The organism is Hydrogenophaga sp. GW101-3F08 (assembly GCF_059424585.1).
Genome location: NZ_JBWKZP010000016.1, coordinates 32,062 through 45,744, shown reverse-complemented (window position 1 = coordinate 45,744; position 13,683 = coordinate 32,062). Strand labels below are relative to the sequence as shown.

Sequence of the window (13,683 nt, the reverse complement as noted above, 5' to 3'; positions counted from 1 at the left end):
TCAGTTCGGTGGTGGGTGCAGACGGTACAGCCAGGCGTCTGGCCAGTAGGTGAGGTTGGGGGCCGCCAGGGCATCGTTGTAGAGCGCGATGGGGCGGCGCAGCGCGAACTCGGGGTGCTCGGCGGCGTACGCCCGCGCGGCGGCGGCCGGGTTGTCGTCGCGCCAGTGCGCCTGGCCCAGGGGCGTGTCCGCAAGCTGCTGCATCACCCCGTCGGTCGCCACGATGTAGGAGCCGGGCGTGACCAGCGGGCCGTAGGCATCGAGTTCGCGGCGCACATGCTCCCGGCTGTGGTCGCTGTCGAGGAACACCAGCACCGTCTGGCCCGGTCCCACGGAACGGCGGACCCGCTCCACCACCGCGGGCGCGGCCGAGTCGCCTTCGATCAGGGTGATGAGGTCGCCCAGCGGGCAGACGGCCACGGCCTCGCGCACCTCGGGCGGGATGTGGATGTCGATCGAGATCACCCGTCCACGCCCCAGCGCGCGGCACAGGGAGGCAAAAAAGACGGCACTGCCGCCCCGGTTGACGCCGGTTTCGATGATGACGTCGGGCCGCACACTGGCGACGACCTCCTGCAGCCGCAGCACGTCTTCCGGCAACTGCCAGAGCTGGAAACCCAGCCAGGAGAACGACTGCCAATGCAGCTGGTTCCACTCCTGCTTGAGCCAGACCTCCGACACCAGCCGGAACGCCTCGGGCGAATACAGCGGCAGCCGCGTCGGCGCGGCGTCACCGAACTGGCATTCCAATGTTTTCGCTTCGGTGTCGATCGTGATCTTCATGGCGCCTGCGTGCGCCCCCGACCTGGGGGCCTGCGCATTGTGCGGCACTCAGACCTCGCTGGCATGACATTCCCGCAGGCGTCCATGTTCGAGCCTGAAGAACCGGTTGCAGTACTGCTTGACCAGGTCGCTGGAATGCGAGGCGAACACGAAGATGCCCACGGATTTCACCAGAGACTCCATGCGCTCGTGGGCGTGCACGCGGAATTCGGCGTCGCCCAGGCCGAAGATCTCGTCCACCAGCAGGATGTCGGGGCGGGTCGAGGTGGCGACGGCGAAGATCAGGCGCGCGACCATGCCCGACGAGTAGGTGCGCACCGGCATCTGCAGGAAGTTGCCGAGTTGGGTGAAGCGCTCGATCTCCTCGATGTGCTGCCGCACGTCGGCGACGCGCTCGCCCATCAGCAGGCTCATGCGCGTGATGTTCTCGTAGCCCGAGAGCTCGTTGTCCATGCCCGCGCCGAGTTCGAGCATGGTGGCCACGCGCCCCTGCCGTTCGATCGTGCCCTGCGTCGGCGAGTAGATGCCGGCCATGGTGCGCAGCAGCGTGCTCTTGCCCGCGCCGTTGTGCCCGACCAGGCCCACCGCGTCGCCCCGGCGCAGCTCGAAGCTGACGTCCTGCAGGGCGGTCACCATCTGCACCCGCCCGGACTCGCGCTCGATGCTGCCCCCGGTGCTGATGCGCACGAGGTGGTTGCGCAGCGACATGCCCCGGCTGTTGTAGACCGGGTAGCGCACGGTCACCGCATTGAATTTGAGGGAAGCCATGGTCAGACCCAGAACGCGATGCGGTGGTGCTTGCGGTCGAACAGCCACAGGCTCACGCCGCCGCCCACCAGCAGCAGGCCCAGGTTGGTCCAGATCACGAAGCCCGGCGGCGCCGAACCCATGAGGGGGTAGCGGATGACCTCGATGAAGTGGGAAATGGGATTGGCCCACAGGTAGACCTCGCTGAAGGGCAGGAACTCGGGCCGGTAGAACACCGGGCTGAGCAGCATCAGCAAGGGCAGCGCCGACGCGATCAGGTACTCCAGATCGCGAAAGCGCGCGCCCAGCATGCCCACGAGCAGGGCCAGCCAGAGCAGGTTGAGCGTCACCAGCACCACCCCGGGGACCACCAGCAGCAGGTTCAGGGTGGGCTGCAGCCCCACTGCCCAGGCCACCACGGCAAAGACCGGCACGCTGTGCAGCAGGTTGATCAGGTGCCGCAGCAGCAGCTGGGTCGGGTAGATCGACAGCGGCAGGTTGATGTTGCGGATCAGCGCCGCCTGGCGGCTGAACAGGGCCGATGCGTCGCCCACCACACCGGCGATGAACTGCCAGAGGATCAGGCCGGCGGTCACCGTCGGCATGAACTCGCGCACGTCCTTGTGCATGAGCTCGGCCCAGAGGAAGCTCAGACCCACGGCGCCGATGGCCGTGCCCAGCGTCATCCACAGCGGCCCGAGCACGCTGCGCTTGTAGCGCGCCCGCAGATCGCTCATGGCCATGTAGATGATGGCGCGGCTGTAGGCGAGGGACTGGACGATGTCCAGCAAAGCGGGGGACGAACGGAACCGGGCGTGCATGAAGCGCTCAGAAAGCGGAAAACCAAGAGGCCGCCGATGGGGCGCGGGTGGCGCGGTGCTCGGCGGCCAGCGTCACGGCCCCGGCGGTGACGCGAGGCGTCCATGTCTCGGGGCGGGCTTCATGCGACAGGCTCATCGGGCCAGTTTACCCGGGCGCCTCGCGAGCGCGGTCGCAGGTTCAAGCCGGCCCGACCGGGTTCAGCGGCCAAACAGCCCCAACAAGCCGATGATGATCAGGTAGACGGCGACGATGGTGTTCAGCAGGCGGGGCATCACCAGGATGAGGATGCCGGCGACGAGGGACACCAGCGGTCCGATGCTCAGGTGCAGGTTCATGAGGGTTTTCCTTCTTGGGGGTTGAGGTGCGGGTGCCGCGACCGGCCTGGAAGGCGGCGCAGCGGGAAGCCATGATTTTGCGCGACCGGTGCGGTCGTCTGTGCGTCGTCGAACAGACGCTGGGCCATGGCCCCGTGCGCTTAGGGCGGGCGGGCAAGTGCCCTGGCGCTTATTACCGCGTGGCCTCGCTCGGCGCGCGGCTCATCTCGTTGTTCTGCGTCACCAGCAAGTTCAGCAGCCGCATGAACTCGGCGCGCTGGCGCTCGGTCAGGGGCGCGAGGATCTGGTCCTGCGCGCGCAGCATCGCGGGCACGGCCTCGGCCAGCAGGGCCTGCCCGGTGGGTGTCAGGGCCAGCTGGCGCGCGCGCCGGTCTTCGGGCGCCGTCCGGCGCACCAGCCAGCCCCGCGCTTCGAGCCGGTCCACCACGCCACCGGTGGTGGAAGCGTCCAGCGCGATGGTGCGCGCCAGCGTGCGCTGGTCGATGCCGGGCTGGTTGCCCACCGTCTGCAGCGCGGCGTACTGGACGGGCGTGATGCCCAGCTCCCCCGCTTCCTGCAGAAAGATGCCCACGGAAATCTGGTGCAGGCGCCGGATCGCGTGGCCGGGCTGCAGGTCGATGTTGATGGCGGAGGGTTCGGTGGTGCTCATGGTGATCGGCGTCCAGGGTTAACCCTGATTTGGCGTCCGGCCATATTAGCACTACACTTATGATAAGCATACTGATGATGTGCATGCAATCTTTCAGACACCGTCTTTTGCCCGCCGCCTTTTACGCCGTCTTTCACAGGAGTCGCGACCATGAACACAAGCTCTTCCGATCTGCCGGTGCTGGTGGCCGGTGGTGGCATCGGCGGTCTGGCCGCCGCGCTGGCGCTGGTGCGCCAGGGCTTCACCGTGCAGGTGTTCGAGCAGGCCGCCGAGATCGGCGAGATCGGCGCCGGCATCCAGCTCGGCCCCAACGCCTTCCATGCGTTTGACGCGCTGGGCGTGGGTGACAAGGCGCGTGGCCGCGCCGTCTACACCGACCACATGGTCATGCACGACGCCATCGACGAGACGCTGGTCGGCCGCATCGAGACCGGCGAAGCCTTCCGCCAGCGTTTCGGCAACCCCTACGCCGTGATCCACCGCGTGGACATCCACCAGTCGCTGCTCGAAGGCGCGGTGGAAACCGGCCGGGTCGCGTTCTTCACCAGCACCCGCATCGTCAAGGTCGAGCAGGACGAAGCCGCCAGGACCGTGACCGCCATCGACCAGAACGGCAAACGCTGGCTCGGCCAGGCGCTGATCGGCGCCGACGGCGGCAAGTCGGTGGTGCGCGCGCAATACGTGAACGACCCGCCGCGCGTGACCGGCCACGTGGTCTACCGCGCCGTGGTGGACAAGGCCGATTTCCCGGACGACCTGAAGTGGAACGCCGCCAGCCTCTGGGCCGGCCCCAAGTGCCACCTGGTGCACTACCCGCTGCGCGGCGGCGAGCAGTACAACGTGGTTGTGACCTTCCACAGCCGCCAGCCCGAGCAGTGGGGCGTGACGGACGGCAGCAAGGAAGAGGTGGAAAGTTACTTCCAGGGCATCTGCCCCAAAGCACGCCAGCTGATCGAGCTGCCCAAGACCTGGAAGCGCTGGGCCACCGCCGACCGCGAGCCGATCGCCACCTGGGTGTTCGGCCGCGCCACCCTGCTGGGCGACGCCGCCCACCCGACCACGCAGTACATGGCCCAGGGCGCCTGCATGGCGATGGAAGACGCCGTGACGCTGGGCGAAGCGCTGCGCGTGTGCGGCAAGGACTGGGACGCTGCGTTGCAGCTGTACCAGCAGAGCCGCGTGACCCGCGCCGCCCGTATCGTGCTCAGCGGCCGCGAGATGGGACGCCTGTACCACGCCGTCGGTGTGGAGCGGCTGGTGCGCAACAGCCTGTGGAAGGGGCGTTCTCAAGAGCGCTTCTACGATGCCATGGAATGGCTGTACAGCTGGAATGTGACCAACTGCCTGAGTCAATGAACCACCCCCGTCGCTGCGCTCCGCCCCTCAAGGGGCAACGCCAGCGGCCCGGCAAAGCCGGTTCCGCGGCGTTCTGGCACAAGACACCTCACACCCATATTTCCGGAGACACCAAATGAGCCACGAACTCGGACGACTCGAAGACCTGCCGCAGGACTACCGCGACGACCTCAAGGCGCTGAACCTGGTGCCGCTGTGGCCCAGCCTGCGCGCGGTGCTGCCGCCCAAGGTGCCCACGCGCGCCACGCAGGCCATCCACTGGCCCTACGCCACCCTCAAGCCGCTGCTGCTGAAAGCGGGCGAGCTCACGCCCATCGAGAAGGCCGAGCGCCGCGTGCTGGTGCTGGCCAACCCGGGCCACGGCCTGGAGAACATGAAGGCCAGCCCGGCGATGTACCTGGGCATGCAGCTGCTGCTGCCCGGCGAGTGGGCGCCCAGCCACCGCCACACGCCCAACGCCGTGCGCATGATCGTCGAGGGCGAAGGTGCCTACACCACGGTCGACGGCGAGAAGTGCCCGATGAGCCGTGGCGACCTGATCCTGACCCCCACCGGCCTGTGGCACGAACACGGCCACGACGGCACCGAGCCCGTGGTCTGGCTCGACGTGCTGGACCTGCCGCTGGTCTATTACATGGAGGCGAGTTACCACATCAACGGCGAGCGCCAGCAGGTCCAGCAGGGCAGCGGTGACCGCGCCTGGACCCGCGCAGGCGTGGTACCGACGCAGGTGTTCAACCGCAGCGACAAGCGCTACCCCATGCTGCGCTACCCCTGGGTGGACACGCGCGCCGCCCTCGTGGCCATGGCGGCCGACCAGCCCGGGCTGGACTGCGTGCAGGTGACCTACGTGAACCCCGAAACCGGCGGCGACGCACAGAACATCCTGGGCTTCTACGCGCTCATGCTCAAACCCGGCCAGACGCTGACAATGCCCGCCCGCTCGCCCTCGCAGGTGTTCCACCTGATCGAAGGCGGTGTGGACGTGTCCACCTGCGGCAAACGCTTCGAGCTGGTCGAGGCCGACACCTGCTGCGCGCCGGGCTACGAGCCCGTGACGCTGAAGAACCGATCGGTCGACCAGCCTTCGTTTGTCTTCATTGCCGATGAATCCCCACTGCACCGCAAGCTGGGCGTTTACGAGACGAGATAGCCCACCCCCGCGCCGCGCTTCGCGCGTCACCCCCTCAAGGGGGCAACACCAGCGGCCCGGCAAAGCCGGTTCCGCGGTGCTCCCGGTTCAAGACACTTCTCCCTACCCCCACTCCTTTGTTCACCATGACCACATACCTCTTCGCCCCACCCGCCGTCCAGTCCTTGCCCATCCGTGGCCAGGCCGAACGTTTCCCCATCAACCGCATCTTCTGCGTCGGCCGCAACTACCACGCGCACGCCGTCGAGATGGGAAAGCCGGTCGACAAGAGCGCCGAGCGGCCGTTCTACTTCACCAAGTCGCCGCAGACCCTGGTGCAGAGCGGCACCACCGTGGCCTACCCGCCCGGCACCCACAACTACCACTTCGAAATGGAACTGGTGCTCGCCGTGGGCAAGGCCGGTTTCCGTGTGAAAGCCGAAGACGCGCACGAAGTGATCTACGGCTACGCCGCCGGCCTGGACATGACCCGCCGCGACCTGCAACTGGTCGCCCGCGACAAGGGCCGCCCCTGGGATCTGGGCAAGGACATCGAAGAGGGTTCGGTGTGCAGCGAGATCGTGCCCATGGAAGGCGTGGTGATCGAGAGCGGCGCCATCGCGCTCGAAGTCAACGGCCAGACGAAACAGTCGTCCAACGTGGACAAGCTGATCTGGAACATCCGCGAAATCATCGCCGACCTGTCCCAGTTCTACCACCTGCAACCCGGCGACCTGATCTACACCGGCACGCCCGAAGGCGTGGGCGCGGTGATCAGCGGGGACAAGATCACCGGGCGTGTGGAGGGCGTGGCGGAGGTGGCGTTGAACGTTGGGCCGGCGGAGTAACCGCCGCGCCAACTCACTCCATCTCCAAAATCGTTGTTGACCGCAGGCGAGCGCTTGATCTAAGCAGACCGCGCCGGTGTGGCGCTTGACCTGCAAGGAAGACAATGATTGCGAGCCCTCGCGACCCAAGTCCCCAATCAGTCAGTCCCTTGCCCTTGAGAGGGAGTCCATCTATATGTTTAGGCTACCTACGACGGTAGCCGACAGTAGCTTCCCAAGCGATTTCATCTACGTTCACTGGCAGCCCTGTGCGTTCCTTCGCGAGTCTTGCAAAACGTTTGACCAGGTACTCGTGGGGTAGATGCCCTTCATGAGCAGCCAAGGACTCTCTGAGCTTGCCAGCCCAAAGGGCGATGTCGTCAACGTCCGTCAGTTCGGAAAGTGGCGCGATCAGTCCACTACCCAACTCGCAAACGATGTTGCCGCTGTCGACTCGTAACCGTTGATCGAGTTCATCCAACCACGCTTCGTATTGGTGCAACGGGTTCATTGGCCGCCCAACCTTGATCTAAATATCAACACGCAGGATACCCAGAATCGGCAATCCCACGGGCTCGGGTTGTCAAACCACCACCCCCCGCCGCGCCATCATCTCCGCGCTCATCGCCTGCAGCGCCTCGCCCCGGATGACCGAGCGCGCCGCCGGGTAGACCACACCGTTTTCATCCACCAGATGCCGCCGGTACAGCGCGTCGTAGGCATCGAAGCGCTGCCCATCTTCCGCAGAGAACCCGGACCAGCCCTCGCCAGCATCCACCAGCGCCATCAACGCCGCGCGCACCAGCGCCCACTGCGCTTCCATCGCCCGGTGGTCCTGCTTGAGCTGGATGACCACCGCCACCACGGCGGGGTCGCGCTGCGCCAGCAGCGGCGGGAACACGTGCCGCTCTTCGTCTTCGTGGTGGTGCGGGCCGGCCTGGTCGAAGTAACGCATCACGTCGCGTGCGGCCTGCCGGGCCTGTTCGTCGGCACCGTGGGTCTTGACGTGTTCGCGGATCTTTCCGAGCAGGGCCAGCATGCGCTCGACCCGCTCGTGGCAGGCGTCGAGCATCTCGAACGGCGCCTCGAAGCCCACGCCGGGTGAGGCATGGCCCGGCAGGCTGATCTCGTGCAGGCGGATGCCGGCCATGGCCATCAGCCGATCTGCACCGGCCGGCCCTGCGGGTCGAACGGGATGTAGGCCTGGATGCGGCCCTGGCGGATCGCCTCCACCATCTTCTGCAGCGGCTCGTCGGCGTCGGCGCTGGTGAGCGCCTTGCCCGGCGCGCCCGACATGGCGGCGGCGAAGACCATGCCCCAGGGCTGGCCGAAAGTGGCCGCTTCCTGCCTGAGCTGATCGAACGAGGCCAGCTCGTCCGGGCTTTTGTCCACACACATCTGCGGCACCAGGGCACCGCCCTGGCCTTGCTCAAAGGCCGCGCGCTCTTCGGGCGTGGCGTCGTCCGGCAGCTCGATGCCGGCGAACACGAACAGCAAGCGCTGCGGCAGGGGCTGGGCGCGGGCGGCGCTCAGCAGGTCGTCAAAACTGGCGATGTTCATGGGGAGGGTCCTGCATATCGGGGGTCAGGCGCCGGGCGAATCGTCGCCCAGCGTGCGAAAGAAATCGGCCACGGCGGGCCGCACGCGCGATCCGCCGTGCGACAGCGCGGTGCCGATGCTGATGAAGCACAGCGCGTGCTGCCCCTCGCGCAGGGCGAAGAGCCGGCGCAGGCTGTCCGAGCCGAGCGCCTGGCCGCTGGTGAGCGCCGAGCCGAAGCCCAGCGCGGTGGCCATGAGCAGCACGTTCTGCACCGCGCAGCCGGCGGACAGGATGCGCTCGTGCAGATCCACCCGGGGGTCGCCGCACAGGCTGTCCACCACCACCAGCATGAGCCAGGGCGCGCGGTGCGCTTTGTCACCCGCCTGCGCCACCTGCTCGGCGGCGGCGGCGGGATCGCGTTCGAGCAGGGCCTGGGCAAACGCCTCGGCGAGCGCGCCGCGCCGCTCGGGTGGCACGGCGATGAAGCGCCAGGGCAGGAGCTGGCGGTGGTCGGGCGCGGCGGCGGCCGCGGCCAGGATGGTCTGCTGCTGCGCGGCGTCGGGGCCGGGCGCCACCAGGCGCTTGGGCAGCACGGTCTGGCGCGCCTGGATCAGCTCGCCCGCGATGGCGGCCCAGTCGGGGGCCTCGGCGTCATGGGGGGATGTGGCGCGCATGGAAGGCATGGGGAAAGACGCTCAAGCGCTCAGCCCGGGCGGCCGTCGACGCGCACGCGGCCGTACCAGCCGACCATGCGCAGGCCCCAGACCGCCATCACGCCCACCCACAGCAGCGCCGCGACCATGAGCAGGCCCACGGGCGCCTGCTCCAGCGCGGCGGTGATGCGCAGCACCACCGCCAGTTGCAGCAGCCAGAACAGCGCCCAGACCAGGTTGTCGGCCACCAGGGTGCGCCCACTGTGGCCGCAGGACACGCGCGTGACCATGGCCAGCATCAGCGAGCCCAGGCAGCCCATGGTGAGCGCGTGCAGCGCGCCCAGGCCCAGCACCGGCGTGCCCAGCCGCAGGCCGAACAGCTGCGAGGTGCCCGCGAGCACGAAGGACAGGCCCAGCCAGAGAAAGCCCAGGTGCAGCATGGCCAGCAGCCGGATGCTCAGGCTCTGCACCAGCCCCCAGACGAAGGCCAGCCACAGGATCACGCTGCCCGCGGCCAGCTCCATCAGGCCCAGGCTGAGCATCCAGCCCCGGCCCTGGGGCCAGCCGGCCAGAGGCGCCCACACCGCCAGCACTTCGAGCGCCACGGCGCCGAGCAGCACCCACAGCACCCAGAACGGCCGCCAGGCGTCCAGCATGGGCACCGCGCTGGAGGTGAAGAACGGGATCATGCGGTGCGCCACCACGAGGTAGGTCACTACCACGAAGCCCCAGAGCCCGGTGAGCACGGCGGCGCGGGCCACGTCGAAGGCGTCCAACGACAGGGCCGCCAGCATGAGCGCCAGGCTCGCCACGCCCAGCGCCCCGGCCAGACCCACGGTCTTGGCGTGCAGGCGGTCCGGCTGGGTGCTGCGCAGCACCAGTTGCCAGAACAGGGCGACCATCCAGACCAGGCCCAGCAGCGCGGCACCCGCGCCGGCCATGGCCAGCCCGGCGGCGCTGTGCAAGCCGAGCAGCCAGACCAGCCAGCCCCCGGCCTGCAGCAGCAGCGGCGCCACCAGCGCCGTCACGGCGGGCGGCGGCACGCCCAGCCACTTCGGCCCGGCGGTGAACAGAAAGCCCGAGAAAAAGAGCGGGATGAAGCCGAAAGTCATGACCGAGGCGTGGCCCAGTGTGGGCGAGACCGCGTAGGACAGCCCCACCAGGCCGCTCACGCGGTCCACCTGCACCAGCGCCCACCAGGCGCCCGAGGCCAGCAAGAGCAGCACGGCCAGCGCGAACCCCAGCCGGTGCGGCGCCAGCAGCAGGTGCCGAGGCCGCCAGGGCCGCCGCCCGGGCGGCTCGGCCCGGGGCGCGGATGTTGTCGCCTGCGCGCGCACGGGCCGGATCGGCAGCACCGGGCGCGCGGGCGTGTTCATCCGCAGCTGCCGAGGTGGCCGCACGAGGTGCAGTAGTCGCAGCCGTCCTTGCGGATCATGGCGTGCGCTCCGCACTCGGGGCATTTTTTGCCCGCCATCACGCCCGAGGGCATGCCGACGAGCTCGGGCATGGCCGGCGCCGACGGGGCGGCGCTGGCCGCCACCACGCCCGACTGGGCGCGGCGCGCAATGATGTTCTGCAGCGCGAAGGCGATGGCGGCGACTTCGGAGTCGTGCCACATCGGCACGTGTGTGCCGTCGGCCTTCTGGTACGTGCCCAGGCGCACCGGGCCGCGGTCCCAGGCCACCTTGCGCATGTCGGACAGCGCACGGCCCAGGAAACCGCCGCGCGCGGCCAGCGAGAGCATGCGCATGGTGGAGGTGATCCACTGCTGCGACTCACCGCTCTGGCCCACGGGCATGAAGAACTCGATCGCGCGCTCGACCGTGCCCACGCCATCGGCGGCCGGCACCGGCAGGAACGAAACCACGATGTACAGCGTCTTGTGGCCTTCCTGCGTCCAGTACTCGATCTTGTCGGCCACGGCCGACAGCGCGCCCTTGGGCCGGCTCTCGATCACGGTGCGCATCGGGTCCACCGGGGCCGGGGCGGCGGGCGCGGCAGCGGCCTTGGCGTCGGTCGCGGCGCTGCCGGTGTCGAGCACCGAGCCGAGGATGTTGTTGGGCCGGTAGGTGGCCATGCCCTTGAGGTTGGCGCGCCAGGCCTTCTGGTACAGGCTCTTGAAATCTTCGAACGGGTAGTCGGCCGCGACGTTGACCGTCTTGGAAATGGCGGTGTCCACGAAGGGCTGCACCGCTTCCATCATGGCGATGTGTTCGCCCGCGCTCATGGCCAGCGCGTTGACGAAGTACTCGGGCAGCTGGTCCACGTCGCCGCCGAGTTCGCGGTACAGGCGCCAGGCGTGGTCTTCCACCGCGTACTCGCTGGTGGAGCCATCGGCCTCGCGCTTCTTGCGGCGGTACATCCAGGAAAACGGCGGCTCGATGCCGTTGGAGGCGTTGTCGGCAAAGGCCAGGCTCACCGTGCCGGTGGGCGCGATGGACAGCAGGTGGCTGTTGCGGATGCCGTGCTTGCGGATGGCCTTCTTGATCGCCTCGGGCAGGCGGCTGGCGAAGGTGCCGGGGGCCAGGTAACCCTCGGCGTCGAATTTGGGAAACACGCCCTTTTCCTTGCCCAGCTCGACCGAGGCGAGGTAGGCGGCGTTGCGCATGCGCTCGGCGATCTGGGCTGCCATGTGGCGCCCCTCCTCGCGGTCGTAGCGCACACAGAGCATGGCCAGCGCATTGCCCATGCCGGTGAAGCCCACGCCGATGCGGCGCTTGGCGGCGCTTTCAGCGCGCTGCTGCTCCAGCGGCCAGAAGGTCACGTCGAGCACGTTGTCGAGCGCGCGCACCTGGGTCGCCACCGCCTGCTCGAAGGCCTCGAAATCAAACGCCGGCACACCACCGAAGCCGAACGGGTTCTTGACGAAGCGCGTGAGGATGATGGGACCGAGGTCGCAGCAGCCGTAGGGCGGCAGCGGCTGCTCACCGCAGGGGTTCGTCGCCGCGATGGTTTCGCAGTAGTGCAGGTTGTTGTCGGTGCCGATCTTGTCGAGGAACAGGATGCCGGGCTCGGCGAAGTCGTAGGCCGACTTCATGATGGTGTCCCACAGCTCGGTGGCGGCCAGGGTCTGGTAGACCCACAGGCCGTCGCCGCGCTGGTAGGCCCCTTTTTCCATCAGGGTCTTGCCGGGCTTGGCCTTGTGCACCAGCTCCCAGGGCTGGTCGTTGCCCACGGCTTCCATGAAGGCATCGCTCACGCCCACCGACACGTTGAAGTTGTTCCAGCGGCCGGGGGTGCGCTTGGCGGTGATGAACTCCATCACGTCCGGGTGGTCGATGCGCAGCACGCCCATCTGCGCGCCGCGGCGTGCGCCCGCGCTCTCGACCGTCGAACACGACTGGTCGAACACGTTGATGTAGCTGCAGGGACCGGACGCCATGGAGTGCGTGCCCTTGACCTCGGCGCCCTTGGGGCGGATGCGCGAGAAGTCGTAACCCACACCACCGCCACGGCGCATGGTTTCGGCCGCTTCGCGCAGCGCTTCGTAGATGCCGGGGTAACCCTCGGCGTCCACGCCCTGGATGGCGTCGCCCACGGGCTGCACGAAGCAGTTGATCAGGGTGGCCTGGATCTCGGTGCCGGCGGCGCTCATGATGCGCCCCGCGCCGATGGCGCCCACGTGCAGGTTGTCCAGGAAGCGCTGTTCCCACTCGGCCCGGTCGGCTTCTTTTTCCACCGAGGCCAGCGCGCGCGCCACGCGGCGGTACAGGTCTTCCAGCCCGGTTTCGCCGGGTTTGAGGTACTTCTCGGCCAGCACGTCCTGGCTGATGGGTTGGGTGGCGGTCAGGTCCTGGGGACGCATGGTGTTGTCGCGTTTCATGTCTGTTTTCTGGTGTAAGGCTCAGGCGAGAGCCTGGGGTCGAATGCCCGCGAGCGACCACCGCATCAGATCATGAACGGAGCGGACGTGGCTGCCAAACGGCAACAACCCGGCTCCGCGGAGAAAAAGACCCTTGCGCTGGTCGCCATCGAAGGCGTGGCCCAGTTGCTGGTCGATACCGAACTGGCCCATGTCGGGCTTTCCGCCCCTCAGGCCGCGATGGGCGAGGCGGTCGAAAGCCATGCCGCATTTTGCCTTGACATGGGCAACCGCTCTTCGGTTGGGCCCAATTCGTGGATTATTTCCGCCCTCCCCCGAATCCATATGCACTTTTTCGTCAGTCCGTAAGGATTTGTCCATCGTGTTCCACATAAGGCTGGTAAGGCCCGGTGCCGCTGTGGGAGGCTAACGAGGCGGGCACGAACGCTCCTTGCTCTGCGTCAAACACGTGGACTTCTCCGTCCTCGATCACGTAATGCCAGCCGTGCAACGAGAGGTGACCGACCTCCACGGCGCGGCGCACCATGGGGTAATCCATCAGACGCTCCAGTTGCAGCACCACGGCGCGCTGCTCGGTGCGGCGCAGCGCCTCGGTACTGGCCTGTACCGGCAGCAGGGCCTCGTCGGCCAGCTTGAGCCAGGCCTTGAGCGCCACCGCCTCGTCGGGCGCGCCTTCGTAGGCGGCGCGGATGGCGCCGCAATGGCTGTGGCCGCAGACGATGATGCGCTCCACCTTCAGGTTGAGCACGGCGAACTCGATCGCGGCCATGGTGCCGTGCAGCCCGTGCGACTGGTCATAGGGCGGAATGAAAGCCCCCACGTTGCGCACCAGGAACAGCTCGCCCGGCGCGGCGCCAGTGAGCAGGTACGGCACCAGACGCGAGTCCGAACAACCGATGAACAGCGTCTTGGGATGCTGCCCCTGCGCCACCAGGTCCTGAAAGCGCTGCTGGTGCCGCGGGAAATAGTCCGAATGGAAATCGCGCAGGCGCAGCAGCAGGTCGTCAGGCATGGTG

The 13,683-nt window shown here is 68.0% G+C and carries 16 protein-coding genes; 4 read left to right on the top strand and 12 right to left on the bottom strand.

The genetic code is table 11. The features are described from left to right. The 5 genes from AC07YZ_RS25055 to AC07YZ_RS25035 all read right to left on the bottom strand — a co-directional run bounded on the left by AC07YZ_RS25055 (position 1) and on the right by AC07YZ_RS25035 (position 3,336). Positions 1-783, bottom strand: coding sequence for a CmcI family methyltransferase (locus tag AC07YZ_RS25055; protein ID WP_494796748.1), 783 nt, complete (start codon positions 781-783; stop codon positions 1-3). 48 nt (positions 784-831) lie between these two features. After that, complete coding sequence (locus tag AC07YZ_RS25050) at positions 832-1,551, bottom strand: ABC transporter ATP-binding protein (RefSeq protein ID WP_494796747.1); 720 nt, start codon at positions 1,549-1,551, stop codon at positions 832-834. 2 nt (positions 1,552-1,553) lie between these two features. Then, entirely contained in the window at positions 1,554-2,351 is a 798-nt protein-coding gene (locus AC07YZ_RS25045; RefSeq protein WP_494796746.1) for an ABC transporter permease, read from the bottom strand. A gap of 198 nt (positions 2,352-2,549) precedes the next feature. After that, the gene (locus tag AC07YZ_RS25040) at positions 2,550-2,687 is read right to left on the bottom strand and encodes a DUF3096 domain-containing protein (protein ID WP_226490322.1); all 138 of its coding nucleotides are present in this window, start codon (positions 2,685-2,687) and stop codon (positions 2,550-2,552) included. Between the two features lie 172 nt (positions 2,688-2,859). Next, positions 2,860-3,336 (bottom strand): MarR family winged helix-turn-helix transcriptional regulator, encoded by a 477-nt coding sequence (locus AC07YZ_RS25035; protein ID WP_226490323.1) that lies wholly within the window; start codon positions 3,334-3,336, stop codon positions 2,860-2,862. A 150-nt stretch (positions 3,337-3,486) separates the two neighbouring features. On the opposite strand from AC07YZ_RS25035, the gene AC07YZ_RS25030 reads away from it, so the two are divergent. The 3 genes from AC07YZ_RS25030 (at position 3,487) to AC07YZ_RS25020 (ending at position 6,672) form a co-directional block, all read left to right on the top strand. Next, complete coding sequence (locus AC07YZ_RS25030) at positions 3,487-4,692, top strand: 3-hydroxybenzoate 6-monooxygenase (protein WP_494796745.1); 1,206 nt, start codon at positions 3,487-3,489, stop codon at positions 4,690-4,692. A 115-nt stretch (positions 4,693-4,807) separates the two neighbouring features. Continuing rightward, on the top strand, positions 4,808-5,845 hold the full coding sequence (locus AC07YZ_RS25025; protein ID WP_494796744.1) for a cupin domain-containing protein: 1,038 nt from the start codon (positions 4,808-4,810) through the stop codon (positions 5,843-5,845). 125 nt (positions 5,846-5,970) lie between these two features. Further along, positions 5,971-6,672, top strand: a complete 702-nt coding sequence (locus AC07YZ_RS25020; RefSeq protein WP_494796743.1) for a fumarylacetoacetate hydrolase family protein — start codon at positions 5,971-5,973, stop codon at positions 6,670-6,672. Positions 6,673-6,856: 184 nt separating this feature from the next. On the opposite strand, the gene AC07YZ_RS25015 is transcribed toward AC07YZ_RS25020, so the two are convergent. The 6 genes from AC07YZ_RS25015 to AC07YZ_RS24990 all read right to left on the bottom strand — a co-directional run bounded on the left by AC07YZ_RS25015 (position 6,857) and on the right by AC07YZ_RS24990 (position 12,667). Then, the gene (locus AC07YZ_RS25015) at positions 6,857-7,162 is read right to left on the bottom strand and encodes a hypothetical protein (protein ID WP_226490327.1); all 306 of its coding nucleotides are present in this window, start codon (positions 7,160-7,162) and stop codon (positions 6,857-6,859) included. Positions 7,163-7,234: 72 nt separating this feature from the next. Further along, the gene (locus tag AC07YZ_RS25010) at positions 7,235-7,807 is read right to left on the bottom strand and encodes a hemerythrin domain-containing protein (RefSeq protein WP_494796742.1); all 573 of its coding nucleotides are present in this window, start codon (positions 7,805-7,807) and stop codon (positions 7,235-7,237) included. Then, a complete protein-coding gene (locus AC07YZ_RS25005; RefSeq protein ID WP_494796741.1) occupies positions 7,807-8,211 on the bottom strand; it encodes a ribonucleotide reductase subunit alpha in 405 nt (134 codons plus the stop codon). The genes AC07YZ_RS25010 and AC07YZ_RS25005 overlap by 1 nt, the downstream gene beginning before the upstream one ends. Before the next feature lie 24 nt (positions 8,212-8,235). Further along, positions 8,236-8,874 (bottom strand): nitroreductase family protein, encoded by a 639-nt coding sequence (locus tag AC07YZ_RS25000; RefSeq protein ID WP_494796740.1) that lies wholly within the window; start codon positions 8,872-8,874, stop codon positions 8,236-8,238. Positions 8,875-8,894: 20 nt separating this feature from the next. Then, positions 8,895-10,220: an NnrS family protein gene (locus AC07YZ_RS24995; protein ID WP_494796739.1), complete on the bottom strand. Its 1,326-nt coding sequence runs from the start codon at positions 10,218-10,220 to the stop codon at positions 8,895-8,897. After that, positions 10,217-12,667, bottom strand: coding sequence for an adenosylcobalamin-dependent ribonucleoside-diphosphate reductase (locus AC07YZ_RS24990; protein WP_494796738.1), 2,451 nt, complete (start codon positions 12,665-12,667; stop codon positions 10,217-10,219). The genes AC07YZ_RS24995 and AC07YZ_RS24990 overlap by 4 nt, the downstream gene beginning before the upstream one ends. A 72-nt stretch (positions 12,668-12,739) precedes the next feature. Between AC07YZ_RS24990 and AC07YZ_RS24985 the strand changes: the two genes are divergently transcribed. Then, positions 12,740-13,015: a hypothetical protein gene (locus AC07YZ_RS24985; RefSeq protein WP_226490332.1), complete on the top strand. Its 276-nt coding sequence runs from the start codon at positions 12,740-12,742 to the stop codon at positions 13,013-13,015. Here the strand turns inward: AC07YZ_RS24985 and AC07YZ_RS24980 are convergent. Next, the gene (locus AC07YZ_RS24980) at positions 13,005-13,679 is read right to left on the bottom strand and encodes a carbonic anhydrase (protein WP_226490333.1); all 675 of its coding nucleotides are present in this window, start codon (positions 13,677-13,679) and stop codon (positions 13,005-13,007) included. The genes AC07YZ_RS24985 and AC07YZ_RS24980 overlap by 11 nt on opposite strands. Positions 13,680-13,683: the final 4 nt, after the last annotated feature.

Coding starts and splice junctions, on each gene's coding strand:
- AC07YZ_RS25055 (WP_494796748.1), bottom strand. CDS start 783: ATGAAGATCACGATCGACACCGAAGCGAAAACATTGGAATGCCAGTTC.
- AC07YZ_RS25050 (WP_494796747.1), bottom strand. CDS start 1,551: ATGGCTTCCCTCAAATTCAATGCGGTGACCGTGCGCTACCCGGTCTAC.
- AC07YZ_RS25045 (WP_494796746.1), bottom strand. CDS start 2,351: ATGCACGCCCGGTTCCGTTCGTCCCCCGCTTTGCTGGACATCGTCCAG.
- AC07YZ_RS25040 (WP_226490322.1), bottom strand. CDS start 2,687: ATGAACCTGCACCTGAGCATCGGACCGCTGGTGTCCCTCGTCGCCGGC.
- AC07YZ_RS25035 (WP_226490323.1), bottom strand. CDS start 3,336: ATGAGCACCACCGAACCCTCCGCCATCAACATCGACCTGCAGCCCGGC.
- AC07YZ_RS25030 (WP_494796745.1), top strand. CDS start 3,487: ATGAACACAAGCTCTTCCGATCTGCCGGTGCTGGTGGCCGGTGGTGGC.
- AC07YZ_RS25025 (WP_494796744.1), top strand. CDS start 4,808: ATGAGCCACGAACTCGGACGACTCGAAGACCTGCCGCAGGACTACCGC.
- AC07YZ_RS25020 (WP_494796743.1), top strand. CDS start 5,971: ATGACCACATACCTCTTCGCCCCACCCGCCGTCCAGTCCTTGCCCATC.
- AC07YZ_RS25015 (WP_226490327.1), bottom strand. CDS start 7,162: ATGAACCCGTTGCACCAATACGAAGCGTGGTTGGATGAACTCGATCAA.
- AC07YZ_RS25010 (WP_494796742.1), bottom strand. CDS start 7,807: ATGGCCATGGCCGGCATCCGCCTGCACGAGATCAGCCTGCCGGGCCAT.
- AC07YZ_RS25005 (WP_494796741.1), bottom strand. CDS start 8,211: ATGAACATCGCCAGTTTTGACGACCTGCTGAGCGCCGCCCGCGCCCAG.
- AC07YZ_RS25000 (WP_494796740.1), bottom strand. CDS start 8,874: ATGCCTTCCATGCGCGCCACATCCCCCCATGACGCCGAGGCCCCCGAC.
- AC07YZ_RS24995 (WP_494796739.1), bottom strand. CDS start 10,220: ATGAACACGCCCGCGCGCCCGGTGCTGCCGATCCGGCCCGTGCGCGCG.
- AC07YZ_RS24990 (WP_494796738.1), bottom strand. CDS start 12,667: ATGAAACGCGACAACACCATGCGTCCCCAGGACCTGACCGCCACCCAA.
- AC07YZ_RS24985 (WP_226490332.1), top strand. CDS start 12,740: ATGAACGGAGCGGACGTGGCTGCCAAACGGCAACAACCCGGCTCCGCG.
- AC07YZ_RS24980 (WP_226490333.1), bottom strand. CDS start 13,679: ATGCCTGACGACCTGCTGCTGCGCCTGCGCGATTTCCATTCGGACTAT.